This window comes from Streptomyces sp. NPDC031132 (genome assembly GCF_055570595.1).
The window spans coordinates 203,088-226,990 of the sequence record NZ_JBVIGX010000008.1 but is presented as its reverse complement, the minus strand read 5'-3'; the positions used below and the strand labels follow the sequence as shown (position 1 = coordinate 226,990).

31 protein-coding genes are annotated in these 23,903 nt (G+C 71.9%); 10 read left to right on the top strand and 21 right to left on the bottom strand.

The genetic code is table 11. From position 1 onward, the window contains the following. On the bottom strand, nt 1-399 hold the full coding sequence (locus ACZ49B_RS15095; RefSeq protein WP_030296771.1) for a roadblock/LC7 domain-containing protein: 399 nt from the start codon (nt 397-399) through the stop codon (nt 1-3). Nucleotides 400-507: 108 nt separating this feature from the next. Here ACZ49B_RS15095 and ACZ49B_RS15090 point away from each other — a divergent pair, with 108 nt between their 5' ends. Beyond that, nucleotides 508-936, top strand: a complete 429-nt coding sequence (locus ACZ49B_RS15090) for a PPOX class F420-dependent oxidoreductase (RefSeq protein ID WP_468305391.1) — start codon at nt 508-510, stop codon at nt 934-936. A gap of 31 nt (nt 937-967) precedes the next feature. Here ACZ49B_RS15090 and ACZ49B_RS15085 read toward each other — a convergent pair whose 3' ends face one another. From ACZ49B_RS15085 to ACZ49B_RS15065, 5 genes are all read right to left on the bottom strand, one after another. Further along, a complete protein-coding gene (locus ACZ49B_RS15085) occupies nt 968-1,636 on the bottom strand; it encodes a GTP-binding protein (RefSeq protein ID WP_468305389.1) in 669 nt (222 codons plus the stop codon). After that, nucleotides 1,633-2,022, bottom strand: a complete 390-nt coding sequence (locus tag ACZ49B_RS15080) for a DUF742 domain-containing protein (protein ID WP_468305386.1) — start codon at nt 2,020-2,022, stop codon at nt 1,633-1,635. The genes ACZ49B_RS15085 and ACZ49B_RS15080 overlap by 4 nt, the downstream gene beginning before the upstream one ends. Nucleotides 2,023-2,039: 17 nt before the next feature. Further along, nucleotides 2,040-2,483, bottom strand: coding sequence for a roadblock/LC7 domain-containing protein (locus ACZ49B_RS15075; RefSeq protein ID WP_468305383.1), 444 nt, complete (start codon nt 2,481-2,483; stop codon nt 2,040-2,042). After that, nucleotides 2,483-5,161: a sensor histidine kinase gene (locus ACZ49B_RS15070; protein ID WP_468305380.1), complete on the bottom strand. Its 2,679-nt coding sequence runs from the start codon at nt 5,159-5,161 to the stop codon at nt 2,483-2,485. Before ACZ49B_RS15070 ends, ACZ49B_RS15075 begins: the two co-directional genes overlap by 1 nt. 86 nt (nt 5,162-5,247) lie before the next feature. Then, nucleotides 5,248-6,042, bottom strand: a complete 795-nt coding sequence (locus ACZ49B_RS15065) for an MHYT domain-containing protein (protein WP_468305377.1) — start codon at nt 6,040-6,042, stop codon at nt 5,248-5,250. A 204-nt stretch (nt 6,043-6,246) separates the two neighbouring features. Between ACZ49B_RS15065 and ACZ49B_RS15060 the strand changes: the two genes are divergently transcribed. Further along, on the top strand, nt 6,247-6,846 hold the full coding sequence (locus ACZ49B_RS15060; RefSeq protein ID WP_468305375.1) for a class I SAM-dependent methyltransferase: 600 nt from the start codon (nt 6,247-6,249) through the stop codon (nt 6,844-6,846). A 67-nt stretch (nt 6,847-6,913) separates the two neighbouring features. Here ACZ49B_RS15060 and ACZ49B_RS15055 read toward each other — a convergent pair whose 3' ends face one another. Further along, nucleotides 6,914-7,828 carry an oxygenase MpaB family protein gene (locus ACZ49B_RS15055; RefSeq protein ID WP_468305372.1) on the bottom strand — a complete coding sequence of 305 codons (915 nt, stop codon included), beginning with the start codon at nt 7,826-7,828 and terminating at the stop codon, nt 6,914-6,916. A 135-nt stretch (nt 7,829-7,963) separates the two neighbouring features. On the opposite strand from ACZ49B_RS15055, the gene ACZ49B_RS15050 reads away from it, so the two are divergent. Then, nucleotides 7,964-8,758, top strand: a complete 795-nt coding sequence (locus ACZ49B_RS15050; RefSeq protein ID WP_468305369.1) for a hypothetical protein — start codon at nt 7,964-7,966, stop codon at nt 8,756-8,758. A 22-nt stretch (nt 8,759-8,780) separates the two neighbouring features. Further along, on the top strand, nt 8,781-9,236 hold the full coding sequence (locus ACZ49B_RS15045; RefSeq protein ID WP_468305580.1) for an SAM-dependent methyltransferase: 456 nt from the start codon (nt 8,781-8,783) through the stop codon (nt 9,234-9,236). Between the two features lie 106 nt (nt 9,237-9,342). Here the strand turns inward: ACZ49B_RS15045 and ACZ49B_RS15040 are convergent, their stop codons facing one another. Beyond that, nucleotides 9,343-9,525: a hypothetical protein gene (locus ACZ49B_RS15040; protein WP_030158088.1), complete on the bottom strand. Its 183-nt coding sequence runs from the start codon at nt 9,523-9,525 to the stop codon at nt 9,343-9,345. A 245-nt stretch (nt 9,526-9,770) separates the two neighbouring features. On the opposite strand from ACZ49B_RS15040, the gene ACZ49B_RS15035 reads away from it, so the two are divergent. After that, the gene (locus tag ACZ49B_RS15035; protein WP_468305367.1) at nt 9,771-11,147 is read left to right on the top strand and encodes a GAF domain-containing protein; all 1,377 of its coding nucleotides are present in this window, start codon (nt 9,771-9,773) and stop codon (nt 11,145-11,147) included. 54 nt (nt 11,148-11,201) lie between these two features. After that, nucleotides 11,202-12,725 (top strand): acetaldehyde dehydrogenase ExaC, encoded by a 1,524-nt coding sequence (gene exaC / locus ACZ49B_RS15030; RefSeq protein WP_468305365.1) that lies wholly within the window; start codon nt 11,202-11,204, stop codon nt 12,723-12,725. 118 nt (nt 12,726-12,843) lie between these two features. Here the strand turns inward: exaC and ACZ49B_RS15025 are convergent, their stop codons facing one another. After that, nucleotides 12,844-13,005: a hydrophobic protein gene (locus tag ACZ49B_RS15025; protein WP_468305363.1), complete on the bottom strand. Its 162-nt coding sequence runs from the start codon at nt 13,003-13,005 to the stop codon at nt 12,844-12,846. A gap of 97 nt (nt 13,006-13,102) precedes the next feature. On the opposite strand from ACZ49B_RS15025, the gene ACZ49B_RS15020 reads away from it, so the two are divergent. After that, on the top strand, nt 13,103-13,318 hold the full coding sequence (locus ACZ49B_RS15020; RefSeq protein WP_468305360.1) for a DUF6479 family protein: 216 nt from the start codon (nt 13,103-13,105) through the stop codon (nt 13,316-13,318). Nucleotides 13,319-13,407: 89 nt separating this feature from the next. Here ACZ49B_RS15020 and ACZ49B_RS15015 read toward each other — a convergent pair whose 3' ends face one another. The 11 genes from ACZ49B_RS15015 to ACZ49B_RS14965 form a co-directional block, all read right to left on the bottom strand. Beyond that, nucleotides 13,408-13,827 (bottom strand): hypothetical protein, encoded by a 420-nt coding sequence (locus tag ACZ49B_RS15015; protein WP_468305358.1) that lies wholly within the window; start codon nt 13,825-13,827, stop codon nt 13,408-13,410. A gap of 75 nt (nt 13,828-13,902) precedes the next feature. Beyond that, on the bottom strand, nt 13,903-14,505 hold the full coding sequence (locus ACZ49B_RS15010; RefSeq protein ID WP_468305355.1) for a TetR/AcrR family transcriptional regulator: 603 nt from the start codon (nt 14,503-14,505) through the stop codon (nt 13,903-13,905). Nucleotides 14,506-14,562: 57 nt separating this feature from the next. Then, nucleotides 14,563-14,736: a CsbD family protein gene (locus ACZ49B_RS15005; protein ID WP_468305352.1), complete on the bottom strand. Its 174-nt coding sequence runs from the start codon at nt 14,734-14,736 to the stop codon at nt 14,563-14,565. 94 nt (nt 14,737-14,830) lie between these two features. Next, nucleotides 14,831-15,229: a gas vesicle protein K gene (locus tag ACZ49B_RS15000; protein ID WP_468305349.1), complete on the bottom strand. Its 399-nt coding sequence runs from the start codon at nt 15,227-15,229 to the stop codon at nt 14,831-14,833. Beyond that, nucleotides 15,219-15,440 carry a gas vesicle protein gene (locus ACZ49B_RS14995; RefSeq protein ID WP_468305346.1) on the bottom strand — a complete coding sequence of 74 codons (222 nt, stop codon included), beginning with the start codon at nt 15,438-15,440 and terminating at the stop codon, nt 15,219-15,221. Before ACZ49B_RS14995 ends, ACZ49B_RS15000 begins: the two co-directional genes overlap by 11 nt. Further along, complete coding sequence (locus tag ACZ49B_RS14990) at nt 15,437-16,285, bottom strand: GvpL/GvpF family gas vesicle protein (RefSeq protein WP_468305344.1); 849 nt, start codon at nt 16,283-16,285, stop codon at nt 15,437-15,439. The genes ACZ49B_RS14995 and ACZ49B_RS14990 overlap by 4 nt, the downstream gene beginning before the upstream one ends. Beyond that, complete coding sequence (locus ACZ49B_RS14985) at nt 16,282-16,662, bottom strand: gas vesicle protein (protein WP_468305577.1); 381 nt, start codon at nt 16,660-16,662, stop codon at nt 16,282-16,284. The genes ACZ49B_RS14990 and ACZ49B_RS14985 overlap by 4 nt, the downstream gene beginning before the upstream one ends. Before the next feature lie 71 nt (nt 16,663-16,733). After that, complete coding sequence (locus ACZ49B_RS14980; RefSeq protein WP_468305341.1) at nt 16,734-16,982, bottom strand: gas vesicle protein GvpG; 249 nt, start codon at nt 16,980-16,982, stop codon at nt 16,734-16,736. A gap of 38 nt (nt 16,983-17,020) precedes the next feature. After that, nucleotides 17,021-17,737: a GvpL/GvpF family gas vesicle protein gene (locus tag ACZ49B_RS14975; RefSeq protein WP_468305338.1), complete on the bottom strand. Its 717-nt coding sequence runs from the start codon at nt 17,735-17,737 to the stop codon at nt 17,021-17,023. 3 nt (nt 17,738-17,740) lie between these two features. Then, the gene (locus ACZ49B_RS14970) at nt 17,741-18,208 is read right to left on the bottom strand and encodes a gas vesicle structural protein GvpA (protein WP_468305336.1); all 468 of its coding nucleotides are present in this window, start codon (nt 18,206-18,208) and stop codon (nt 17,741-17,743) included. A gap of 31 nt (nt 18,209-18,239) precedes the next feature. Then, the gene (locus ACZ49B_RS14965) at nt 18,240-18,614 is read right to left on the bottom strand and encodes a gas vesicle protein GvpO (RefSeq protein WP_468305333.1); all 375 of its coding nucleotides are present in this window, start codon (nt 18,612-18,614) and stop codon (nt 18,240-18,242) included. Between the two features lie 197 nt (nt 18,615-18,811). Here ACZ49B_RS14965 and ACZ49B_RS14960 point away from each other — a divergent pair, with 197 nt between their 5' ends. Beyond that, nucleotides 18,812-19,849 carry a histone protein gene (locus ACZ49B_RS14960; RefSeq protein WP_468305330.1) on the top strand — a complete coding sequence of 346 codons (1,038 nt, stop codon included), beginning with the start codon at nt 18,812-18,814 and terminating at the stop codon, nt 19,847-19,849. Between the two features lie 3 nt (nt 19,850-19,852). Further along, complete coding sequence (locus ACZ49B_RS14955; protein WP_468305328.1) at nt 19,853-20,977, top strand: SRPBCC family protein; 1,125 nt, start codon at nt 19,853-19,855, stop codon at nt 20,975-20,977. A gap of 118 nt (nt 20,978-21,095) precedes the next feature. Here the strand turns inward: ACZ49B_RS14955 and ACZ49B_RS14950 are convergent, their stop codons facing one another. Continuing rightward, the gene (locus tag ACZ49B_RS14950) at nt 21,096-21,269 is read right to left on the bottom strand and encodes a CsbD family protein (protein ID WP_468305326.1); all 174 of its coding nucleotides are present in this window, start codon (nt 21,267-21,269) and stop codon (nt 21,096-21,098) included. A 185-nt stretch (nt 21,270-21,454) separates the two neighbouring features. On the opposite strand from ACZ49B_RS14950, the gene ACZ49B_RS14945 reads away from it, so the two are divergent. After that, the gene (locus ACZ49B_RS14945; RefSeq protein ID WP_468305323.1) at nt 21,455-23,875 is read left to right on the top strand and encodes a molybdopterin oxidoreductase family protein; all 2,421 of its coding nucleotides are present in this window, start codon (nt 21,455-21,457) and stop codon (nt 23,873-23,875) included. Nucleotides 23,876-23,903 lie beyond the last annotated feature (28 nt).

Sequence of the window (23,903 nt, the reverse complement as noted above, 5' to 3'; positions counted from 1 at the left end):
TCAGCCCCCGGTGATCCGCCGCTCCGCCACCCCCAGGTGTTCACCCACCCGGTTGACCAGCAGCGTCATCTCGTACGCGACCTGACCGATGTCGGCCTCGGCGGCGCTGAGCACGCACAGCGAACTCCCCGCGCCCGCCGCCATGACGAACAGCACGCCGTCGTCGTACTCGACCATCGTCTGCCGTACCTCGCCGGCCCGGAAATGTCGGCCCGACCCCTTCGCCAGGCTCTGCAGCCCCGCCGCCACCGCAGCCAGGTGCTCCGCGTCCTCCCGCGCCAGCCCCGCGCTCGCACCCGTCACCAGGCCGTCGTTGGACAGCACCACCGCATGCCTGACCTGCTGGACCCTGCGCGTCAGGTCGTCGAGCAGCCAGTCCAGCTGCTTGTCCAGTGCCATTTCGAGCCCCTCCCCGTCGACGCCGCCGGCGTGGCCGCGCCCCACCCCTCGTAGTAAGTCCACGCCAGCCTTCCCCACCAGCGCCTTTCGGGCAAGGAGGATGTCCCCATGGCGAAGAAGATGACTCAAGAGGAATGGCGGGCATTCGTCTCGTACGGGACCCGCACCGGAAAGCTGTCCACCGTCCGCGAGGACGGCAGTCCGCACATCGCACCCATCTGGTTCGTTCTCGACGGTGATTCCTTCGTGTTCAACACCGGCAAGGCCACGGTCAAGGGCCGCAACCTCCTCCGCGACGGGCGGGTCGCGCTCTGCGTGGACGACGACCGTCCGCCGTTCTCCTACGTCGTCCTCCAAGGACGCGCCGATATCAGCGAGGACTTGGAGGAGATGCTCCCCTGGGCGACGCGGATCAGCGCCCGTTACATGGGAGAGGAGAGCGCCCAGGCCTTCGGCCGCCGCAACGCCGTCCCCGGCGAACTCCTCGTCCGCGTCACCATCGACAAAGTGATCACCGTTGCCGGCGTGACCCACTGAGGCGGGCACCGCCCGCCACCGCAGGCCCGCCTCACACGGAATCGGCCTGCGGCTCCACCGAGTCGAGCAGCCGGGCGGTGTGCACCCGCCCGGCATACTCGACCAGCCTGATCAGCACCTCCTTCCCCGAATCCTTGTCCCGCGCATCGCACAGCACCACCGGCGTCCCCGACTCCAGGTCCAGTGCCCGCGAGACCTCGTGCGCCCCGTACCGCCGCGCGTCCGTGAAGCAGTTGACGGCCACCACGAACGGGATGCGCCGGTGCTCGAAGTAGTCCACCGCCGGGAAGCAGTCCTCCAGCCGACGGGTGTCCGCGAGCACCACGGCTCCCAGAGCGCCCTGCGACAGCTCGTCCCACAGGAACCAGAACCGGTCCTGCCCCGGTGTCCCGAACAGGTAGAGCGACAGTCCGGACCGGATGGTGATCCGCCCGAAGTCCATGGCCACGGTCGTGGTCGTCTTCTGGGCCACCCCGCCCGTGTCGTCGACCAGTTCGCCCGCCTCGCTGAGCAGCTCCTCCGTCCGCAGCGGCCGGATCTCGCTGACCGCACCGACCAGCGTGGTCTTGCCGACCCCGAACCCGCCCGCCACGAGTATCTTCAGCGCGAGAGCGGCCAGTTCCCCGTCGGCCTCCGGATCCTGGTCCGGGCCGGGCACCGGGGCCGGTCCGCCGGGTCCGTCGTGGTGTTGTCCCATCACAGCGCTCGCAATCCCTCGATGACTTCCCGCAGAATCCGCTCGTCCGGCAGCCGGGCGGGCGGCACCGGCCGGCTGACCTTGACGTGCCCGCCCTCCAACAGGTCCCCGAGCAGCACCCGCACCACGCCCACGGGCAGGTCCGCGTCCGCCGCGAGCTCCGCCACCGACTGGGTCTCGGACCGGCAGAGCCCGAGCAGTGCCCGGTGTTCGGGGCCCAGCAGCGACTCGGCCGCCGCATCGGCGCCCGCAGCGCCCTCGTTGTCTATGACGACCAGCGCGATCAGGTCGAACCGGACCCCGTGCGGTCCCGGCTTCGTACGCCCGCCGGTCATGGCGTACGGACGGACGAGCGGGCCCGCGTCGGCGTCGTACCACTGGCCGTTCATGTACCGGACCGCCGCTCTCAGCCTGCGGCCGGCGGCCGCGCCGCGAACCGGGACGGGGTGTACAGGTGCTCCCCGACCCGCTTCACGAGCCGGGCCATCTCGTAGGCGATCAGCCCGATGTCGGCGCTCGCCGCGCTGAGGACGGCCAGGCAGGAACCGTCCCCGGCGGCCGCGACGAAGAGGAAGCCCTCGTCCATCTCCACCATCGTCTGGCGCACGCCCCCGGCGTGGAAGTGCCGGCCCGCGCCCTTCGCCAGACTGTGGAATCCGGAGGCCACGGCGGCCAGGTGCTCCGCGTCCTCCCGGCTGAGCGCACTGGACGCGCCCACCGCCAGGCCGTCGTTGGACAGGACCACGGCATGGCGGACCTCGCGGACCCGGACCACGAGGTCGTCCAGCAGCCAGTCCAGTTCGCCGGACCTGCGGACGCCGTCGAGGTCGAATCTCTGGTGCTCGATCATCACACTTCTCCTTCACTGCCTGCGTGGGCGGCGTTCTCCTGGGCCCCGCGGACCCAGCCGGCCCGGTAGGCCGCCATCCGGTCCCGGGCCTGCTCCGGGCTGCGCCCCGGCGGGTCCTCGGGCGGGCGCGCCCCGGCCGGGACCTTCGGAGCGGGGGTCTCGCGCAGCTGCGGGACCAGGCTGGCCTGGCGCACGCGGCGCGGCAGTTCGGTGACCGGGGCGTCGGGCACGGAGGCGGAGCCTCCGGCGAGCCGCGGGGCGGGCGCGGGCCCAGGGCCCGGTGCCGAAGCGGAATCCGAAGCCGCCGCCGGTACCGGTGCGGCCTGCGTACGGGCGACCGCACCCGCGGGACTCCGCGGCCGCAGCGAGGCCACCGGGGCCGGGCGCGGCTCCTCCCGTACGGGGCCGCGGTCCGGGAGCGGGATGCCGCGCCCGTCCTCCCGTACCGCCGAGCGGCGGGCGTCCTCCCGTACGACGGTCATCGCGGGCGGCTGCGGTGCCGGCTGCTCCGGTTCCGTCGAGGCCTCGAGCAACGGGTCCCGGTCCGCGACCGCTGCCGGCGCGGAGCCCGTCTCGATCGCGCCCTGGAGCAGGGAGTTGGGCAGGAGCACGACGGCGGTGGTGCCCCCGTACGGTGACGTGCGCAGGTGCACCCGTACACCGTGCCGGGCCGAGAGGCGGCTGACCACGAACAGCCCGAGCCGGTCGCTGTCGAACAGGTCGAGGGCCTCGGACTGCTCGATGCGCCGGTTGGCCTCGTGGAGGGTCTCGCGGCCCATGCCGAGCCCGCGGTCCTCGACCTCCAGGACGTATCCGGCGCCGACCGGCTCGCCGCTGACACGGACCTTGGTGTGGGGCGGGGAGAACTGGGCTGCGTTCTCGATGAGTTCGGCCAGCAGGTGCGTGAGGTCGGCGACGGCGCCGCCGATCACGGCTGCCTCGGCCAGCTGGCGGACCTCGACGCGCGGGTAGTCCTCGATCTCGGAGACGGCGGCCCGTACGACGTTGGTCAGTGGGACCGGCATCCGCCAGGCGCGCCCGGGGGCGGCGCCCGACAGGATGATCAGGCTCTCGGCGTGCCGGCGCATCCGCGTCGTGAGGTGGTCGAGGCGGAAGAGGTCGCCGAGTTCGCCGGGGTCGTCGGCGCGCCGCTCCATCGAGTCGAGCAGGGTGAGCTGCTTGTGCACCAGGACCTGGCTGCGGCGGGCGAGGTTGACGAAGACGCCGCTCACCCCGCTGGCGAGCTCGGCGCGTTCGACGGCCGCGCTGAGGGCCGCCCGGTGGACGGTGGCCAGCGCCTCGCCGACCTGGGTGATCTCGTCGTCGGCGGGCGGTGGCGGCGGGGTCTCGGCGTCGACGTCGATGTCCTGGCCGGCCCGCAGCCGGTCCATCGCGTGGGGGAGCTTGCGGTGGGCGATCTCCAGGGCGGTGTTGCGCAGCGAGACGAGTTCCACGACGAGGGCGCGGCCGATGCGCACGGAGATGACGAGGGAGGCGGCCACGGCGGCGAGGCCCAGCAGTACGGCGGCGCCGGCGGGGCTGAGCCCGGCCTGGGCGAGGGGGTCGGTGCGGTCGGCGGCTGCGGCGTGCGCGGTGGTTTCGATCTCGCGCATGGAGGTGCTGATGCTCGTGTACGCCGCGTCCCAGCCGGCCGGCGCACCGCGGGCCGCGTCCTTGGCCGAACCGCCGGGTGACCCACCGGCCGTCCCGGTGCCCGTCGTCGCCCCCGCGGCGAGCGCCCGGTCCTCGGCAGCGGTCAGTTCGGCGTACGCGGCGCTCTTGGCCACCGACTGCCAGGCGGCCTGCTGGGCGGCGGGCAGGTCGTCGGCGGAACTCGCGGTGAGGGCGCGGCGGGTCTCGACGAGGCCGGTGAGGCGCCGAAGCGTTTCGGCGGTGCGCGGGCCGGGCGCGGCGATCAGCGCGTCCTCACGGGAGAGGAGTTCCCCGGCGCGTGCGAATTCGAGCAGGACGCGCGCGTCGGGGCCGAGTTCGGCCTTCTGACCGCCGGAGAGGGCGCCGCCGACGGACAGGGCGCTGTCCACCACGCGGGTGTACGTCTCGTACGCCGCTTCCGGGGTCGCGCGCCGGTCCGCGACGTCCTTGCGGGTGGAGGCGAGCCCCTCCGACGCGGCCACGAAGGCCTCGACGCGGACGACGACTTCGGTGCGGTGGTCACCGGACTCGGCGACGGTGTGCCGGTCGCCGAGCCGCAGCCGCGCGACGGCGGCGTCGGTGCGCCGCGACTGCTGTTCCAGGGCGGCGCCCTGGTCGGCGGCGGGGTCGGCCAGGTGGCGGACGGCGGCGCGGCGTTCGGCCTGGAGCTCGGTGACGGCGGCGGCGACGGGGGTGCGTATCTGCTCGTCGACCCGCTGGACGCGGCTGAGCCGGGCGATGTCCTGGGCGGTGCTGACGGTCGCGAAGCCCCAGAGGGCGAGCAGCGAGACGACGGGGACCATCAGGAGCGACACGATCTTCGCTCGGACGGTGGCGGGGCGCAGCCGCAGCCGGCGCGATCCGCCGACGGCTGCGACGGCCGCCGGGCCGGGAAGGCCGGTCCGCCGGTCCTGCTGCGCCGCCGGCTCCTCGGCGGGCGGTCCGGCGTGGGCCCGGCGGCCGCGCGCCGGGGGCGCGGGCAGCTGCGGCGCCGCTGCTTCCGGTGGTCTGCGGGGTGTGCGCATGGGCTCCTCGTTCGGGGTGCGGTCCGGGGGGGGCGAGTCGGGGGGGGGGGGGCGGGCGGGCCGATCAGGCCGCCCGGGTCAGTGGTTCAGCGGGCCGCCGCCGGCCCGGGCGTCTGCCCGCCCATGTGCCGGGCGGCCGAGGCGGAGGCGGCACGCTCGTCGGCGGTCGGGGAGAGCGCGACGAACGCGGAGGTGATGAAGAGGTACGAGCCGAGCCCGACGGCGAGCGGGAAGATGAACTGCATCGCGGTGGCGCCCGGCAGGGCGTGGTCCGAGGGGACGACGCGGACGGCGACCGCCATCATCCCGGTGTAGTGCATGCTGCTGACGGCGGCGCCCATGACGAGCGAGGCGACGGCGACGGCGGCCGGCGCCTTGATGTTGAGCGCGGCCCACAGCGCGGCGGTGGCCGCGACGACGGCGATGGCGACCGAGAGCCCGACCGCGAGCGGGTCGTACGAGATGCTGCCGTGCAGGCGCAGGGCGGCCATGCCGAGGTAGTGCATGCTGGCGACGCCGAGGCCGGTGGTGAGCCCACCGAGGACCAGGGCGCGGCCGCGGTCCCCTCCGTAGCCGACGACGAAGACGCCGGCGCCGACGACGATCATGGCGACGAGCAGGCTGAGGATGGTCAGGGGCACGTTGTAGTGGATCTCGGTGCCGGTGACGTTGAAGCCGAGCATCGCGACGAAGTGCATCGTCCAGATGCCGGTGCCGATGGCGGAGGCCGCGGTGAGGAGCCAGTTGCGGCGGGAGGATCCGGTCGTCGCGGCGAGTGCGCGGACGGTGCAGCGCAGCCCGAGGGCGGCGCCGATGGATGCCATCACATATGACAGTACGGGTGTCAGCCAGCCATAGGCCGCGTGGTCGAGGTGTCCCATGGCCCCGGGACGCTAGTCCGGGTGAGGGCACGAACAAGGGGCGCATTTCGAAAGCAGCTGGAACTGCTGGAATATGACAGAGCTACGTTCATCTTCGATCACGCCACGTGCCACCTTGCGCACGCACCGCACGCAGCGCACGCACCGCATGCCCCGCACAGGCAGCCCGCACCCCGGGACGAGCCCGTGGGGGATCATGTCCACATGAGCGAAGACCACACGCACGTGCAGGAGTTCTTCGGGGTACGCGCCGCCGACTGGGACCGGAAGTTCCCGGATGACGGGCCCGCGTTCACGACCGCCGTGGCCGAGTTCGGCCTGCGCTCCGGGGACCGCGTGCTCGACGCGGGCTGCGGGACCGGGCGGGCGCTGCCGGCGCTGCGCGCCGCCGTCGGCCGGGCCGGCACGGTGCTCGGCGCGGACCTCACCCCGCAGATGCTGGCCGCCGCGCGGCAGGCCGGCCGGGGCGCGGTGGGCACTCTGCTGCTCGCGGACGTGGCCCGGCTGCCGCTGCGCGACGGAGTGCTCGACGCCGTCTTCGCCGCCGGGCTGATCGCGCACCTGCCCGACCCGGAGGCGAACCTGCGCGAGCTCGCCCGCGTCGTGCGCCCCGGCGGCCGGCTCGCGCTGTTCCACCCGATCGGGCGAGCGGCCCTCGCGGCGCGGCAGGGACGCGAGCTGACGCCGGACGACCTGCGGGCCGAGCGCAACCTCGGCCCGCTGCTGGCCGGTTCGGGCTGGGACATGACCTCGTACGCCGACGAGGACGCCCGCTTCCTGGCGCTCGCGGTGCGCCGCGCCTGACCCGCACACCCCTCACACACCATGCGTACGTCGGCACCTCGCCCGGGGTCCGGGGAGGTGCCCCGGATCACGCCGGAGGCTGGGCCTCGGCCCCGGCCGGCCGGCGGGGATGCGGCACGGGGCATCCCCCCGAGCCGGGCACGGGAAACGTCCCGAGCTCGCCCACGTCGTAGCCGTGGGGGTAGCCCTTGATCTCCGGGTTCTGGCGGGCGTAGTGCGGGGCCTTGCGCGGCGGCAGCAGCCGGACGGCGCGGCCGCGCAGCTTCAGTGCGCCCCGGAACAGCGCCTTGACCTGCGGGCGGGGGCTCTCGTAGCGGAAGGCGGACAGGAGCGGCTCGTCGAGGAGCGAGAGGCTCAGTGCGCGCACGGCGGGGGCGAGCGGCGCCGGGTACCAGGAGGCCATCAGGCCGATGGTGGAGTCGGCGACCTTGCGGCCACCCTCGTCCCAGCCGAAGTGGGCCTCCTCGTAGGCGTTCAGGGTCTCCTCGAACTCCTCGTAGGAGCCCGGGATGTCCGTGATGCCCATGTATCGGCCGAGCTCGGCGTAGTAGTTCGCGCTGGCCCGGCGCTCGTGGTGGGTCATCGGGCGCCAGCCGTACGCGTCCAGCCAGCGCACCGGAATCACCACGAAAGTGCACAGGACGTAGCGCATGTCCTCGTTGCCGATGTCGTAGGCGCGGTGCATCTGGTTGACGCGGCGGATCGCGGTGCGCGCGGTCTCGCTCTCGAATCCGTGCTCCACGACGGCATCGAGGAGCAGCGCGGTGTCGTCGTAGCGTTTCTGCGGGCGGTCGGTGAACTCGGCGGTCTCGGCCAGCAGGCGGCCGATGCCGGGCACGGCGTAGGTGCGGAAGAGGGCGAGCTCCAGCGCGCGGGTGAAGTCCCAGGGGAACTCGTACGTGGCGGTGAGCCGGTAGATGGCCAGGAAGTCCTTGTCGGGGTCGAGACGGAGGATCTCCCTCAGCCGGTCGTAACGCTGCACCGGGTGTCCCTTTCTGTGGCGGGGTCCCAACTCTACGTGCAGGTAGCGGGCTTGGAAATCGTCGCCCGCAGGCTCTCGACGCGGGGGTTACCGGCTGGTTAGGGTGCGCCGACGAGAGAGCGACGGGGAGGCCACGTGTCCGACGAGGAGGAGGGCGGTTCGCTCTACGTGCTGACCGCCGTGCTGCTGACCCCTGCGCAGTTCCCGAGCATCCTGGGCGACGATTTCCCGGAGGCCTGCGCACTGCTGGGCGTGAAGCCGGTGGCGCGGGGGTACGGGCTGGTGCTCGGCCAGGACGAGGAGGGCGCGCGCTGGACCGTCGTCGTGGACGACGTCTCGCTCGTGGCCATGGCGATCGCTTCCTGGGACTGCGGCATGGAGTACGACCTGTCGCCGGACGAGCGGACGATCGTGGTCTCGCTGGCGGGCTGGCCGCTGGACCTGTCGGTGGCGACGCCGGGGATCCCGGATCCGCACGACCCGGAGCAGGGCGCCGACGGCACCGGACGGGTGCCGCTGGCACCGCCCTCCGCCGAGGCGTGGGGAGCGGTGCAGCGGCGCATGGGCGCGGACCAGATCGCCCGGGAGTGGTCCGACTGGCGCGAGCGCGTCGCCACGGACGGCGGGGCGGCGGCCGCGGCGCACCCCGGGCTCGCGCGGGCGCTGAAGGAAGCCCTGGAGTACACGCAGAGCCCGCCACCGCCCGGACGGGTGCGGTCCTCCTTCGCGGGCGAGGGGGCGCGGACCCTGCGGGTGGACGGGCCCGGGTGGTCGCTGGTGGCCCGGACCGACGACGCGGCGTTCGTACTGCTGGACGACGAGGCGAGCGAGGTGCTCGCGGTCCCCCGCGACGGGGATCCCGATCTCGGTCTGCCGAAACTGCCGGAGCTGCTGGCGGCACTGGACCGCATCGCGGTACGCCCGGTCTGAACCCGAGGGAGACGCTGTGCTGGTGGAGTCGGAGCCGGTGGCCGTGGTGGTGGGCGGCCGCGCTGAGGTCGTCGACGACGACTGGGGGCGCGAGACGGCCGTGATCCGCCTGGACGCCGGACGGTTCGGCCCGGAGGCCCTGTACGGGCTGGCGGAGTTCTCGCACCTCGAGGTGGTCTACCACTTCGACCGCGTCCCGGTGGAGAAGATCGAGACGGGCGCGCGGCATCCCCGGGGCAACCCGGACTGGCCGCTGGTCGGCATCTTCGCCCAGCGCGGCAAGAACAGGCCGAACCGGCTGGGTGTCTCCCGGTGCCGGATCCTGAAGGTGGACGGCCTGGACGTGCACGTGGAGGGCCTGGACGCGGTGGACGGCACCCCGGTGCTCGACCTGAAGCCGTACCTGGCCGAATTCGGCCCGCGCGGAGACCTCCGCCAGCCGGACTGGGCCACGACGCTCATGCGGGACTACTACTGACCCGAACCCGCCGCGACGGGGCGAGGGCCCGGGCGGGCCGCCCAAGCCCCGGGCGTTGGGCCGGCCCCGCGTACGGGTGGTAGCCGGCCCGCGCGGCCGAGCCCGCTCAGCGGCCGAGCTGCTTCCTGGATATGCCCCGCAGACGACGCCGCTGGGAGGAGTCCAGCAGCAGATAGGCGGCCGCCGGCACCCCGATCAGGACCAGCAGCCCTGCCCAGAACCCGACCGTCCAGAACAACACGATGGCTGCCGCGACTCCGGCAACCGCGACCTTGCCGCGCTTGGACATCTGCGGACACCTCCACCTGTCGTCGACCACTACCCCCTCAACGCGCCGCGTCGACCGCGCGTTCCCGGCCCCTCCCACGGGCAGGACCCGTTCTTACGGCCCCCGCTCGCCCCTTCGGAAGCTCCGGCCGCCCAGGCTCCGCCTGGCGGCGTTTTGGCGGCGCGTGGCCGACGGAGTGCTTGTCGGGGCTCGGGGCCGGGTCGACGATGGGCGCTCCGGGTAGCGCGGTCCCACGGGAGGGTGACATGGACGATCCGTCGGTGGCGCTGCCGGGCGGGGCCGATCCCGCCGAGCGGAAGCGCGTACTGCGGCGGGCGCACACCGCGTTCACGCTGGACGGGCGGGTCGAGGCTCCGGTCCGGGCGGTGATCGCGAACTCCTGGCGGCGCTGCGCCCGGGCCCGGGTCGGCCCGGAGTGCACGCCCCGGGTGGACCTGGCGGACGCGGAGCTGCGGTCGTACCGTGCGCAGCACCCGCTGGCCCGGGTGATGCCGGTGTTCCGGGACCTCGTGGGGGCCTTCGCGGCGCACGGGGCCCATCTGCTGGCGGTGTGCGACGCGCGGGGCAGCCTGCTGTGGGTGGAGGGCGAGGCGGCCACGCTGCGCCGGGCGGAGGGGCTCGGCTTCGTACCGGGCGCGCGCTGGGCCGAGACGGCGATGGGGACCAACGCGCCCGGTACGGCGGTCGCCGTCGGGGAGCCGGTCCAGGTCTTCGGGGCCGAGCACTTCAGCCGTCGGGTCCACCCCTGGACGTGTGCGGCGGCTCCGGTGCGCGACCCCCGTACCGGCCGGGTGCTCGGCGCGGTGGACGTCACCGGGGGCGACGGCCTGGCCCATCCGCACTCCCTCGCCTTCGTGCAGGCCGTGGCCCGGGCCGCGGAGGCCCAGCTGGCGCTGCTGGACCCGTTCCCGCAACCCGCCGGGGACACCCTCGGCGCCCTCGGCCGGGACGAGGCACTGCTGGTCGGCGGGGACGGCGTGAGGATCCGCCTGGGGCGGCGGCACAGCGAGATCATGGCGCTCCTCGCGCACCACCCCGAGGGGCTGTCGGGCGAGGAGCTGGCGATCGCGCTGTACGAGGACGAGTCGGTGTCACCGGTGACCTTGCGCGCCGAAATGTCACGGCTGCGCGGGCTGCTGGGGGACCGCGCCCCGCTCTCGCGGCCCTACCGGACGGCGGCGCCGCTGGAGGCGGACTTCAGCGTCGTGACCCGCCACCTGGCGGCCGGCGCCGTGTCGGCGGCGCTCCACCACTACGCGGGCCCACTGCTCCCCGGTTCGACCGCACCGGGCATCGTCCGGCTGCGGCGCCGGATCGAGGACCAGGCACGGGCCGCCGTGATCGCCCGGGCGGACGTGGGGCTGCTGACCGACTGGGTGTGCGCCCCTTGGGGCGCGGATGATCCGGCCGTGTGGCGGGCGCTGGCCGCGACCCTGCCGCCGGAGGGACGCCCCGCCGCACTGGCCCGCGTACGGACGCTCGACAGCGAGCTCGGCACCGGGGCACCCGGCCCTGCCACCGCACCCGCCCCCGTACCGGCACCCGGCCCCCCACCGCGGCCCGTCCGGCGCGAGTCGGGACGCCCGGGCCGTGCAACCTATCCGCAACCTGCCCGCTCCTAGCCTCCTCCCGAGCGCTGTCCGACGGCGGCCGGCGCCCGCCAAGGGGAGGACACCATGGCCCGTTACGCTGCGCCCGGTACCGAAGGCGCGCTCATGTCGTACGCGTCCCGCTACGGCCACTTCATCGGAGGCGAGTACGTCGAGCCCGCCCTCGGCGGGTACTTCGCCAATCCCTCTCCCGTCAACGGCCTGCCGTTCACCGAGGTCGCGCGCGGCACGGCCGAGGACGTGGAGCGGGCCCTCGATGCGGCGCACGCGGCCGCGCCCGCCTGGGGCCGCACCCCGGTCTCCGACCGGTCCTCGATCCTGCTGCGCATCGCGGACCGGATGGAGCAGAACCTGGAGGCCCTGGCGGTCGCCGAGACCTGGGAGAACGGCAAGCCGGTCCGGGAGACCCTGGCCGCCGACATGCCGCTGGCCATCGACCAGTTCCGCTATTTCGCGGGCGCGCTGCGCGCGCAGGAGGGCACGCTGAGCCAGCTCGACGACGACACCGTCGCCTACCACTTCCACGAGCCGCTGGGCGTGGTCGGGCAGATCATCCCGTGGAACTTCCCGATCCTGATGGCGGTGTGGAAGCTGGCCCCGGCGCTGGCGGCCGGGAACACGGTGGTGCTGAAGCCGGCCGAGCAGACCCCGGCCTCGGTGCACTACTGGCTGAGCCTCGTGGCGGACCTGCTGCCGCCGGGCGTGGTGAACATCGTCAACGGCTTCGGCGAGGAGGCGGGCAAGCCGCTGGCGTCCAGCCCGCGCGTGGCGAAGATCGCGTTCACCGGGGAGACGTCCACGGGGCGGCTGATCATGCAGTACGCGGCGGAGCACCTCAAGCCGGTCACCCTCGAACTCGGCGGCAAGAGCCCGAACCTCTTCTTCGACGACATCTGGACCACGGACGACGACCTGCGCGACAAGGCCCTGGAAGGGTTCACGATGTTCGCCCTGAACCAGGGCGAAGTGTGCACGAGCCCCTCCCGCGCCCTGATCGAGCGGGGCCGGTACGGGGACTTCCTCGACGCGGCGGTCGCGCGCACCGAACTGATCCTGCCCGGGCACCCGTTGGACACGGACACGATGATCGGCGCACAGGCCTCCGAGGAGCAGCTGCGCAAGGTCCTCTCGTACGTGGAGATCGGCCGGCAGGAAGGCGCGAAGATCCTCACCGGTGGCGAGCGGATCGACCACGGCGGCGACCTGGCGGGCGGTTTCTACGTGGAGCCGACCATCTTCGAGGGCGACAACCGGATGCGGATCTTCCAGGAGGAGATCTTCGGCCCGGTCGTGTCGGTGACGTCCTTCCAGGACTTCGACGACGCCGTCCGCATCGCCAACGACACGGCGTACGGCCTGGGCGCCGGCGTCTGGACCCGCGACATCAACACCGCGTACCGGGCGGGCCGCGCGATCCAGGCGGGCCGCGTCTGGACGAACTGCTACCACGCCTACCCGGCGCACGCCGCCTTCGGCGGCTACAAGCAGTCGGGCATCGGCCGGGAGACCCACAGGATGATGCTGGACCACTACCAGCAGACGAAGAACGTTTTGGTCAGCTACTCCCCCAAGGCGCTTGGCCTCTTCTAGAAAATCGAAGTGAGCTGCCTGTTGGGAAGGCCGACGCAGGAGGGCGCCGCCGGGGCGGGAATCCCGGCGGCGCCCTAAGAGAAAGCGGGCTTTCGTGCGCGGAAACGCCGAGCGCGAGCTACCAGCGGTACCAGCGTCCGCCACCGCCCGCCGGCCGGGCCACGAAACCGATCAGCCACAACACCAGGACGGCGATCGCGACCCACCACAGGATCTCGAGCGCGAATCCCGCGCCGAAAAGGACCAGGACGAGCAGAAGAACGAGCAACAGGGGAACCATCGTTATCCACCTCCGACAGGCCGTCTGCCCTGTCGTATCCCTGGCATGCGCAGGAAATTATTCGGTTCCCCTCCGAATGCACGGGTAGGCGCCGGCCATGAACCTCGCAACCGTGCTCTCCGCCGAAGGAACCCCGTCCCTGCTGCTGATCCTCGTCGGCGTGGCGGTCGCCGCGCTGCTGGTCGCCGCCTTCTGGTGGGGCAGCCGCCGCGCCGCCCGCCGCCGGGCCCCGGTCGGCCCCACCCCCCAGCCGCGCAGCGGCTCCTGGCAGACCCCGGAGGAGGACCCGAGCCGGGGACGCCCCGGTCCCTGAGCCCGGAGCGAACCTCTCGGCCCGCCAGACCTCGTACCAGTCTTCGCCGCCTGCCGCGACCAGATCCTTCCCGCGCCCGACGGGCTCGGCTACTCCACGATCAAGAGCGGGAGCGGGGGGCCGTCTGCCGCCTGGGGGTGCGCGTCGGGTGCTCCGCCGGTCGCGTCTCTCCAGACCCGCACGTACCTGGTCTTCTCGGCCCACGTGCCGAGATCGGCGGTGTCGGCGCTGTACTGCTGCCAGGTCGTGCCCTGCTCCTCGGTGGTGGGCCTCCGGGTACCCGGCCTGGACGCCCACACGGTGACGTGCGTGACCGAGCGGATGTCCTGGCGGAACGGGTTGTCGGGGGCGGCGAGCTCGACCGGCGCCTTCAAGGAGCCCAATCGGCCGAGTCCGAGGTGGGCGAGTGAATACACGACCGCATCCTGACCCTCGTCCCACGTGTCGGGGCGCACCGTGACGGCGTTCCCCTGGTAGTACGTCGCGTCGTACAGGGTTGCCCCGCTCACAGGCCCTGCGTGGTCTGCCGTGCCTGCCATGTCTGCCATGTCTGCCTCTCGCGGGCGCAGGGAGGTGCGGGCCTTTCAGCGGGCCGACAGCAGTTCCAGCTCGGCCTCGTAGAGCACTGCCGGATCGAGGCCCATGGCGGCGAAGTGCCCGCCGAGCTCCAACGAGAGCACACCGTGCAGCCGGGTCCAGAAGCAGACGGCCGAGCGCAGGGCCGAGGCCGACGCGGGAAGCCCTCCGTCCACGGGTACCGCGGCGCAGGCATCGAGGACGATGCCCACGGCTTCCGACGCCATGGCGGTGACGTCGGCGGGGCCGCGATAGCCGGGTACCGGGGGGCCGAGGACGAGGAAGTACCGCTGTGGATCGTCGAGGGCCCACCCGCGCAGGGCGTGCGCCAGAGCCGCGAGATCGCAGTCCTTCCGGGCCGCCGCAGCCCGCAGGGTGGCCACCAGGCTCTGGTAGGCGTCCCGGACCAGTTCGGTGAGCAGTTCGTCGCGACCTGTGAAGTACCGGTAGAGCGCGGCGCCGCTCAAGCCCATGTGTTTGGCGATGCCGTTGAGGGAGAGTGCTGACGTTCCGGCGGTGGCGATCTGTTCCCACGCCCGTGCCTTGATTTCGGCCCGCACCTGCTGGCGGTATCGCTCGCGGGGGGTCGTCGTCGCAGCTGCATCACTCATGTCAGCCACCTCCTCGCGTGTTACACCCTATCGCTCGCGAGGGATCGCCGTGCTTTCTCACATCTTGAATGTGTCCTTTCCCTTTTCCTTCAGGTGCCTGGCCTTCCCACGTGCCTCCAGGGCGGCGCCTTTGGCTTCCGTGGTCTTGTTTCCCAAAGCGTGTGCCGTCTTCTTCACCGCCCGGCCGATGACCTGCTCGGCCGCCGCTTTCATTTTCTCCGTGGTGCTCATTGCTCCTCGTTTCTCACGTCACTGCCCTCTTACCCACGTGGAGCGGCGAAACCCGGGCCGGCGGGTGCGGGCCCGGGGTGTCAGGCGCGGAGTGTCAGTCCCGGGGTGGGAGCAGCGGGCCGAGGGGGCCGAGGTCGAGGTTGACGTCTTCGAGGGCGTAGCCGTGTTCGGCGCACAGGTCGGCGAGGCTGTCGTGGAGGGCGAGGAGGGTCGCGCCGAGTTCTTCTTCCTGTTCGTCGGTGAGGTCGCCGGCGTCGACGCGGCGCAAGGCCTGGCGTTCGATGAGCTGGCGCAGGAGCTCGATGAGGGTGAGGACGAGTTTGAGCAGGTCTTCTCCGACGGTGTCGGGGTCGGTGTTGAGGTGCCGGGCGGGGCGCGCGGGCTGGTCGTGTGGTGTGGGCGGTGCCTGGATGAGGCGGAAGGCATGCGTCAGGCTGTCGCCGACGTCTTGAAGGCCGCGGCGGTCTGGGCGCGCGGGCTCTTCATGGCTCACTTCGGCCGCCGTCCTGCGCCCGGGCGGGCGTGATCTCGGAGCTGACGGAGACGATCAGGGCGCGCAGTGAGATGCGGACGAGGTCGATGTCGGCGATGGACAGGACGATGTCGCCGGTCAGGACGACCCCGCCGCTGAGGAGCCGGTCGAGGAGGTCGACGAGGGCGACTTGGCGGCCGGGCAGGGGTTCGCCGTGTTCCGTGAGGGTCATGGTGGCGGCTCTCGGGCTTCGGCGGGGCCCTCGGGGTCGGATACGGCGAAGGAGTACGGGGCCCACGGGCCGGTGACCTCGATGCGCAGGTCGGGGAAGTTGCGGGCGGCGTCGGCGATGGCGCTCCGGAACGGCTCGGCTTGGTCGTCGGGGACGAGGTAGGCGTCGTTGAGGACGTTTTCCTGCGGTCCGGTGAGCGCGCCGCTCTGGGGGGCGTGGCGTACGCGGCGGGTGGTGTGGCGGGCGGCGACGGCTTCGATGGCGTCGGCGGCCTGCTGGGCCTGCTGGTAGACGGCTTCGCGGGCGTGGTGCTGGGCACGGCGGGCGTGCAGGTACGCCTTGCCCGGACTGGTGGGAGCGGCGGGTGTGGCTGCGGCGCCGTCGCCGGGCGGGACGTCGGCAGTGGTGGGGGGTGTGAGGTAGATCTTCACTCCGTATTCGGTATGCGCGTGGAGCTGGTCGAGGAGCCGGCTGAAGGCGTGGTGTTGGGCGGTGAGGGCCTGGCGGGCCCGGGTGTCGTCCTGGTAGACGGTGGCCATGCGCAGGGGCAGGACCGGCGCGTGGGCGGCGATGGCCTGCACGACGTCGTGGTGGGTGCGGGCCACGTATTCGAGCCATTGCAGGTCCTCGAAGTGATCCTTGAGGGCGCTCTCGTTGAAGTCCCGTTCGGGTACCTCGCCGGCGGCGAAGGCGAGTCCGCCGGGGTCGGGGGCGGTGGGAACGGTGGGGAGCAGGAGCCGGACGGGCGCCTGGCCGATGCCGTGCAGGCCGGCGAGGGCCTCGCCCAGGGGGCCCGTGGGGCGGGTGACGGCGTAGACGTACGTGAGGGTGTCGGGTGCGTTCACTGCTGGCTCCCCCGTCGCCGCCTGGTCGGCCGGCCGCCGGGTTCTTCGCCCGGGGCCTCTTCTGCCTCTTCCGCCTCTTCGGGCTCTGCCGCTCCGATCTGGCCGCGGAGGGCTTCCAGCTCGGCGCGCAGGCGGCGGTTTTCCTGTTCCAGAGGGCTGCCCGTATGCCGGCTGGACAGCGACGGGTCGTGCTCCCACCAGTCGATGCCCATCTCCTTGGCCTTGTCCACGGAGGCGACCAGGATGCGGAGTTTGATGGTCAACAGCTCGATGTCGAGGAGGTTGATGCGGATGTCGCCGGCGATGACGATGCCCTTGTCCAGGACCCGCTCGAGGATGTCGGCGAGGCTGGACGAGGAGGTCTGCCCGTACGGCATCGGCGCGCGGGAGGAGAAGGCTCCGGGTCGGCCGGGCAGGGGTTCGGTCACGGTGGCGCTCCTGCCTCAGCTCAGGGCAGCTGCTGCTGGTACTCGGCGATTTCCTGCAGCCGGTCGATGAGTTCGTCTTCCCTCCGGTCGAAGGTCTCCTGGTCGATCTCTCCGCGGAGCAGCTGCTGCTCCAGTTCTCCGAGTGCGCGCCAGACCGGGGCGGGGTCGTAGTACTCCTCTTCGGCCTTGTCGACGACGCGCTGGGCGACCCAGGTGACGGCGCGGACCGGCGCGAGGGGGAGCGTCAGCAGTTGGGTCAGGAGTCCCATGGTCTTCCTCCCCTCGGGTCGGGGGTGCGAGGTGGCTGTCAGACGAAGCTGTAGGGGGGCAGGGGGCCGGAGAACCGCAGGTCGATGCCGCTGCCGATCTCGCGGGTCAGGTTGGCCTGCGCGGTGCGGAAGTCCTGCGTGTACGCGTCGGGCACGAGGAGGGAGAGGTTGAGGAAGTCGCTTCCCGACGCCGTGCGGGCACGGTGGTCGCGGGAGAAGGGAACGAGGGCCTCGGTCAGGCCGGCCGCCAGGGTCTCCTGCCGTGCCCGCACCTCGCCTGCGACCAGTTCGCCCAGGCTCAGGGGCAGGCCGGGGTCCGTGTCTCCGCCGCGGATGCGGTCGTTGAGGTCCCTGGCCTCGGGCACGTCCTCGAGGATCTGCTGCAGCAGCGGTGCCTCATCGGCCTGCGTCGCCCGCACGTGGTACTCGGCGCAGCCCTCGAGGCGTTCGAGAGTGCTGAGGTAGCCCTCGGCGTTGGTCTCGAGGGCCTGCGAGACCGCGAGGTCGTCGGGGGCGATGTAGCCGAACTGCAGCGGCAGGACCACCCCGTCGGCCATCAGCCGCTCCTGCACCTCCTGGTGGGCGGCCAGATCGCGCCGTTTGGGGCGGATCTCCTCGGCGATGTCGCTGACCACCGCGCACAGCGGCCCGGCTGTGACCGTGCGCAGCGGGGCGGGCTCGGAGCCGACGCCGTCGATGCCGTCCAGGCGGCGGGGGTGGTCCTTCGCGGTGATCGAGTACACGTAGAGCGGCATCGGTTACTCCTTCTCCCGGCGTACGGGGCGCCGGGCGGGGCGGCGTCGCCTGGGTGCCTCTTCCTCTTCCTCTTCGTCATCTTCTGCTTCCGGCTCCCTCGACTTGGAGGATTTGCCGGTCAGCGAGTCGCTCACTGCTTCGACGGCCCCGCTCAGGGCTCCTTTCGTCTTCCCTCTGGCACCGCCCTCAAGCATGTTGCTCATGACGTCGGGCAGCTGCGCGGGGGCCTTGCGGCCCGCTTCGAGATCGAGGCGGTTGCAGGCCTCGGCGAAGCGGAGATAGGTGTCGACGCTGGCCACCACGATCCTCGCGTCGATCTTGATGAGCTCGATGCCCACCAAGGACACGCGGACGAAGACGTCGATGACCAGACCCCGGTCGAGGATGAGCTCCAGGACGTCGTAGAGGCTGCTCGTGCCGCCTCCCTGCCCTCTGGCAACGGGGCTTCCGCCCTGCGGCACCATGGTCATGGCGCCTCCTTCCCCCGGCGGGGCCTGCTTCTCAGGTCGGCCGGTCGATCATGCCGCGGGTGTAGCGGCGGGTGCGTTCGTAGGAGATCAGCTCGCCCTCCTCGTCCAGCGAGACCCGGTAGCTGGCCATCACGCTGGTCGTGTCCGGGATGCGTTCCAGCTCCACCACCTCCACCTGCGCCTCCCAGCCGTCGTCGGTCGGCTTCAGCGACGAGACGGAGTCGGGGAACCGGCCCAGGAGTTCAGCGAGCTGCTCGGCCGCTGCGCGCATCGCCGCCGCGGCGCCCGGCACGCCGGAACGGCGCCGGGACGCGGTACGCCTGGACGGCTGCCTGTCCTGCTGTTCGCCCTCACCGGCAGCACGCGAAGAGCCCCGCCGGGGGCGTGCAGGTTCCGCTGCGGCCATACGTCACTCCCTTGGGGAGACGGCCTCACAGAAACTAGAATGTCACTAAATCTGTGCATAAGTCTCGCAGCTGGGGCAGGAGCTTGAGAAAGACCGCCCGCGCAGGACCGCACTTCGCCGGCCGGCAGCGCGATGCCACGATGCGCTGCCCGCGAGAGCACCGAGAAGTTTCTGGAGCGCCCTGGTAAGGGATGATCATGGACGACACGACCAAGATCGCACTCGCAGCCGCTGTGGCTGGGGGCTACGTACTCGGCCGGGCGAAGAAGGGCCGCCTGGCGTTCACCATGGCGACCTACCTCGCCGGCCGCCGCTTCGGGCTCGAGCCCGGGCAGCTGCTCAAGGAAGGCGCCTCACGGCTCAAGGAGATGCCGCAGTTCGCGGATCTCGGCGAGCAGCTGCGCGGCGAGGCCCTGGACGCCGGCCGGCAGGCGCTGGCCACCGCGGCCAACCGCAAACTCGCCGACCTCGCCGACTCCCTCCATGAGCGCACTCTCGAACTCACCCGCAGCGGCTCCCGCGAAGACCAGGGCGAGGACGAGGGCGAGGAGCCCTACGAGGACGAGGAAGCCGAGGGCTACGCGGAAGAAGACGAGGACGAAGAGGGCTACGCCGAGCCCGAAGCGGAAGAGGAGGAAGAGGAAGAGGAGGGCGAGGAGGAACCCGAGGAGGAAGCCGAAGAGGAAGAAGAGGGCGAGCCCGAGGAAGAAGCGGAGGAAGAGCCGGAGGCGGAAGAGGAAGAGGAGGAGGAAGAGGAGCCGGCGCCACCGCGCCGACGGCGGCCCGCAGCGCGAGGCGGCAAGAGCGCCGAACCCGCCCGGGAGGCCAGGCAGCGGCCGAGGGCCGCCAAGAAGGCCGCCCCGGCGAGGAAGGCCGCACCCGCCCGGAAGACGGCGCCCGCCAAGAAGGCCGCACCAGCGAAGAAGGCGGCCCCCGCGAAGAAGACAACGGCGAAGAAGGCGGCCCCCGCCAGGAAGACGGCGGCGAAGAAGGCCACGCCCGCCACGCCCGCCAAGAAGACGGCGGCGAAGAAGACCTCCAGTGGCAGGCCCGCATCGAAGGCCACGCCCGCCAGGAAGACCGCGGCGAAGAAGGCCGGCAGCGCCCCGCGCAAGAGGGCCACCGGTCAGGGCGCGGCACGCACGCCCGCCGCCAAGAAGACCACCAGCCGCAGTCCGGCACGCAAGAGGGCCGCCAAGAAGACCGCGGCCCGCAAGCCGTCCACGCGGAGGTAGGCCATGGCAACCTCAGACCGCTCCAGCGCACAAGAGTCCGCCTCCGGGATGGACCTGCTGCTGAAAGAACTGACCGGTTATCTTGCCGCGCAGGCGGACCAGCTGGCCGACAAGGCCACCGACAAGGTCTCCGACCTCACCGACCAGCTCTTCGACGTCGCCGACAACGGCGGCTCGCTCTCCGACATCGCCGGCATCGGCGGCCGCCTCATGCAGGGAGATTCCCCCCTGAAGGCCGTGGCCGGCCAGCAACTCGGAAACATCAAGGACAAGGTGACCGACACCCTTTCCCAAGCCTTCGGCAAGGGACGTGGCCGCAAGAGCGGCGGCGGCAAGGTCGTCAACATCGTCGAGGCGATCGACGTCGGCCTCCCCCTGCGCACCGTCTACGACCACTGGACGCAGTACGAGAACTTCAGCAGCTTCGCCAAGGGCGTCCGCGACGTCTCCCGCGACGATGAGACCAGCAGCGACTGGAAGGTCAAGGTCGGGCCCTCCACGCGCAGCTGGAAGGCGACCGTCCAGGAACAGGTACCCGACGACCGCATCGTGTGGACCTCAGAAGGAGCCAAGGGCACCACCCGTGGCTGCGTCACCTTCCATGAGCTCGCCCCGTCACTGACCCGCATCGTCATCGTCGTCGAATACCACCCGTCCGGCCTGTTCGAAAAGACCGGCAACCTGTGGCGCGCCCAAGGCCGCCGCCTGCGCCTGGACCTGAAGCACTTCCTGCGCTTCACCATGCTCAGCACCGACGAACCCGAAGGCTGGCGTGGCGAAATCCGCGACGGCGAAGTCGTCCAGACCCACGAGGAAGCCCTCGAGGAAGAGCAAGCCGAGGGCGCGGACCAGGACCAGGACGAGTACGAGGACGAGGACGAGGAGAACGGGGCCGCGGAGAACGGGGCCGAGGAAGAGGACGAAGAGTACGCGGACGAGGAAGAGGACCAAGGCCAGGAAGAAGGGAACGGGGACTACGAGGGCGAGGACGAGGACGAAGCCGAGGAAGAGCCGGAGGAGGAACCGGACGAGGAAGAGGGCGAGGAGGAGGAAGAGGGCGCTGAGGAGGGCGAGGAGGAGTACGAAACTTCCCCGCCTCGCCGTCGCCGACGGCGCAACGCCTCGTGAGCTGCAGCCAAGCTCCCGCGGGCAGCCGTCAGACGCGCGTGAGGGCCGGCGGATCATCTCCGGCCGGCCCTCGATCCCGCTCACCCTCAGAATCGATCGATCCTCGCTTCGGCACTCGTCAATGCTTGAGCGTGTCCTTCGCCTTCTGAACGGTCTGCTTGGCGTCACCCAGCGTCTGCTCACCGCGCCCCTTCATCTCGAGGCTTTCGTTCCCCACGGCCTTGCCCGTGGACTCCTTCACCTTCCCCTTGGTGGCCTTGGCCACGTTCTTGACCTTCTTGCCTGCACCCATTCCTCTCACCTCCACCCCACTCGGCGCATGGGCGATAAGGGCCCGTTCACCGCCTACCCCTCACCCATGGCAATACGCATTACCAGGCGATCCGGTCAGAAATGGTTGATCAGGTGAGCAACAGGGGCGATCTACACCAGCGGCCGCCAGGGCATGGCCGCCCGGGAACCGGGCAGGCGCCGACCATGGCCGAAGAATCCCAGCCTGCTGTCGACCGCATCGCCGAGCCCTGGGGCCGCCGATCCCCCTACGGCAGTGGGGAGCCCTGGCCCGTACGCGTCGACTCGTACCTCGCCGCAGGCGGCGACGGCCACGGCGCCGTGCGTGTCGACCGGTGGGTGCCGACGGCCTCGAACCTGCACTCCAACGGGGACGCGATGGAGCTGGCCGTCAGGGACGGCCGGCTGGTCGGTGTCCGGGGGGTGGCCGGCGACCGGGTCAACCGCGGGCGCCTCGACCCCAAGGACCTGTACGGCTGGCAGGCCATCGCCTCGCCTGACCGCCTGACCCGGCCGCTGGTCCGGGTGGGAGGGGAATTGCGGGAGACCGACTGGGACACCGCAATGGCGCGGGTGACCGAGCGTACCCGCGCGCTCCTGGACGGGCCCGGCCCCGCCTCGATCGGCTTCTACACCAGCGGGCAGCTGTTCCTGGAGGAGTACTACGCGCTGGCGCTCGTAGCGCGCGGTGGTCTGGGGACCAAGCACCTCGACGGGAACACCCGGCTGTGCACGGCCACCGCCGGCGAGGCGCTCAAGGAGTCGTTCGGCTGCGACGGGCAGCCGGGCTCGTACGGCGACGTCGACCACGCCGACACCATCGCGCTGTTCGGGCACAACATGGCCGAGACCCAGGGCGTGCTCTGGAGCCGGGTCCTGGACCGTCTCGCCGGGCCCGAGCCGCCGGTCCTGTTGTGCGTGGACCCGCGGCCGGGCCCGGTGTCCGAAGCGGCCACGATCCATCTGCAGCCGAGGCCCGGCACCAACCTGGCGCTGATGAACGGTCTTCTCCACGAGGTGATCGCGGGCGGCTGGACCGATCCGGAATACATCGAAGCCCACGTCGCGGGCTACGACGGCCTCGAACGGCAGGTGGCCGGGTTCCCGGCCGAGGCCGCTGCCGAGGCCACCGGGATACCGGCCGAGCAGATCCGTACCTCGGCCCGCCTCCTCGGACAGGCCGGACGGCTGCTCTCCACCGTCCTCCAGGGCTTCTACCAGTCCCACCAGGCCACCGCAGCCGCCGTGCAGGTCAACAACCTGCACCTGATCCGCGGCATGCTCGGGCGGCCCGGCTGCGGCGTCCTGCAGATGAACGGCCAGCCCACCGCGCAGAACACCCGCGAATGCGGAGCCGACGGAGACCTGCCCGGATTCCGCAACTGGGCGAACCCGCGCCACATCGAGGAACTCGCGAGGATCTGGAACGTCCCTCCCGACCGCATTCCGCACGACGGCCCGCCCACCCACCTCATGCAGATGATCCGCCTCGCCGAAGAAGGCTCGCTCCGCATGCTGTGGGTTTCCGGCACCAACCCCGCCGTCTCCCTGCCCGAGCTGGACCGCATCCGCGCCGTACTGAGGCAGGACGGGCTCTTCCTCGTCGTCCAGGACCTCTTCCCGACGGAGACGACCGAGTTCGCGGACGTGGTGCTGCCCGCCGCCGGGTGGGGTGAGAAGACCGGCACCTTCACCAACGCCGACCGCACCGTCCACCTCTCCCTCAAAGCGGTCGACCCGCCCGGCGAGGCCCGCCCCGATCTCGACGTCTTCCTGGACTTCGCCCGCCGGATGGACCTGCGCGACGGATCGGGTGCACCGCTCGCGCCCTGGCGAGACCCCGAAGAAGTCTTCGAAGCGTGGAAGGAATGCAGCCGCGGCCGCCTCTGCGACTACAGCGGTCTGAGCTACGCCCTGCTGCGCGAGCGCGGCGGGATCCAGTGGCCCTGCACCGCCGAACACCCCGACGGCACCGAGCGCCTCTACACCCGGGGCGACTTCCGCGCCCGCCCCGAGGACTGCGAGAGCTACGGGCGCGACCTCCTCACGGGCACGCCCCGGGACGAGGACGCCTACCGGGCCCTGAACCCGGACGGCAAGGCGGTCCTGCGCACCGCCCCGTACGTACCACCGCCCGAACAGCCCGATACCGACTACCCCCTGTGGCTCACCACCGGCCGCACCCTGTACCAGTTCCACACCCGCACGCGTACCGGCCGCGTACCCGAACTGCGCTCCGCGGCGCCCGACATGTGGATCGAAGTCTCCCCGGCCGACGCGGCGGCCGCCGGCATCGAGGAAGGCGATCTCGCAGAGGTGGCCACGCGTCGCGGGACCGTCCGTGCCAGGGCGCGCATCACGGGCATCCGCGAGGGCGTCCTGTTCCTCCCCTTCCACTACGGCTACTGGGACGCCCCCCACGGGACCGGCCACCACCGGGCCGCCAACGAGCTCACCCCCACCACCTGGGACCCGGCTTCCAAGCAGCCGCTGTTCAAGAGCGGCGCCGCCCGCATCACCCTGGTCGCCCGCCGCATCGGCCCGGCTCCGGCCCCCATGACCACTGCCTCGACGCCGGTGCCCTCCCCGATAGTCACCGACGGATGAGCGGTCTCCACGAACGGCCGCGGGGCGC